This window comes from Streptomyces sp. NPDC002784 (genome assembly GCF_053592135.1).
This window is the reverse complement of the sequence record NZ_JBSFVD010000167.1, coordinates 1-1,570: the sequence shown is the minus strand read 5'-3', so window position 1 is coordinate 1,570 and position 1,570 is coordinate 1. Positions and strand designations below refer to the sequence as shown.

Annotated in this window: 1 protein-coding gene; it reads right to left on the bottom strand. The window is 70.8% G+C overall.

Annotated elements, in window-relative coordinates:
• Window positions 1-42: 42 nt before the first annotated feature.
• Window positions 43-1,491 carry an MFS transporter gene (locus ACWD1Z_RS37525; RefSeq protein ID WP_451125404.1) on the bottom strand — a complete coding sequence of 483 codons (1,449 nt, stop codon included), beginning with the start codon at window positions 1,489-1,491 and terminating at the stop codon, window positions 43-45.
• Window positions 1,492-1,570: the final 79 nt, after the last annotated feature.

Sequence of the window (1,570 nt, the reverse complement as noted above, 5' to 3'; positions counted from 1 at the left end):
CCCGCCGATACCCATCGGCGGGCCCTTTCGCTTTCCCTCTGGTCAGTTGCCGGCGTACTGACGCCGTGGGGCCTCCTCGGTGGTGGCGGTTTCGACGGGCGGGCTCTGCGGCTTGCCAGGCATGAGGGCGAGGGTGGCCAGGGCGCCCGCGGCGGCGATGCCGGCGGCGGCGAGGAAGGCTGCGCTGAACCCGTCGGTGAGGGCGGTCAGGTCACCGAGTGCGCCCGCACCTTGGGAGGTGGCGAGTGCGGTCAGGGCGGCGAGACCGAGGGCGGAGCCGACCTGGTAGGTGGTGTTGACGATGCCCGAAGCCAGGCCCGCCTGCTCTTGCGGGGCGGCGGACATGGCTGCCATCAGGGTCGGGATGTAGGCGAGCGCCATGCCCAGGGCTGCCACCAGCGAGGCGGGCAGGACGTCGATGAGGAAGGTGCCGGTGGGGCGGGCGGCCGACAGCCATACCAGGCCCGCGGCGAGGACGAGCAGGCCGCCGGTGATGAGCGGCTTGGGGCCGAAGCGGCCGAGCAGGCGGGCGCTGGCGGTGGTCATGAAGAGCATCAGCAGGCCGGTCATCGGCAGCAGGGCCGCTCCCGAGGCGAAGGCGCCGTAGCCGAGGACCTGCTGGAGGTAGAGGTTGAGGAAGTACCACATCGGGATCCAGGCCGCCCCCAGCAAGGCCATCGCCAGGTTGGAGACGCCGAGACCAGGGGTACGCCAGATGCCGAGCGGCATCAGCGGCGACTTCGCGGACCGCTGAATGAGGACGAACACAACCAGCAGGGCGGCCCCTGCGATCAACTGAAGGACCGTCTGCGCTGCTCCCCAGCCGATCTCGGGGGCGCGGACCACGGTGAAGACGGTGAGCGCGAGCCCGGCGGTGACCGCCGCCGCGCCGAGGACGTCCACACTGCCGCCGCGGCGGGCGGCGACGGCCGGCAGCAGGCCGGTGGCGAGCAGGGTCGCGATGCCGATCGGGATGTAGATGATGAACACCCACGGCCAGCTGGCCCACTCGGTGAACACCCCGCCCAGGAAGACGCCAGCGGTGCCGCCGGCCGGGGCGGCCGCGCCGTACAGGGCCAGGGCCTTGCCCAGTTCCTTGGGGCTGTGGCCGAAGAGCATCATCAGCAGGGTCATCGAGGCGGGTGCGATCAGCGCGCCGCCCACCCCCTGCACGGCCCGGCCGGCGACCTCGACCCACGCGCTCTGCGCGGCCGCGGCCACGACGGAGCCGGCGATCAGGACGCTCCAGCCGGCCACGAACACCTTCCGGGCGCCCAGCAGGTCGGAGAGGCGACCGCCCAGCAGGAGCAGTCCGCCGAAGGCGATGACGTAGGCGTTGAACACCCATTGCAGATCTCCCTGGGAGAACCCAAGGTCGCGCTGCATCTCAGGCAGCGCCACGCCGATGATCGACGTGTCCATGATCACCATGAACTGTGCGGCGGCGAGCACCCCAAGGGCCCACCAGCGACGCGGATTGACGGCTTCCATGACCGGCTCCCCAAAGACAGAGTTCCTACATACCCCTGGGGGGTATGACTCAACGACCTCGAACGTTATACCCCCCAGG

Bases quoted from the DNA above. Each gene is read 5' to 3' on its own strand.
- ACWD1Z_RS37525 (WP_451125404.1), bottom strand. From the start codon at position 1,491: ATGGAAGCCGTCAATCCGCGTCGCTGGTGGGCCCTTGGGGTGCTCGCC.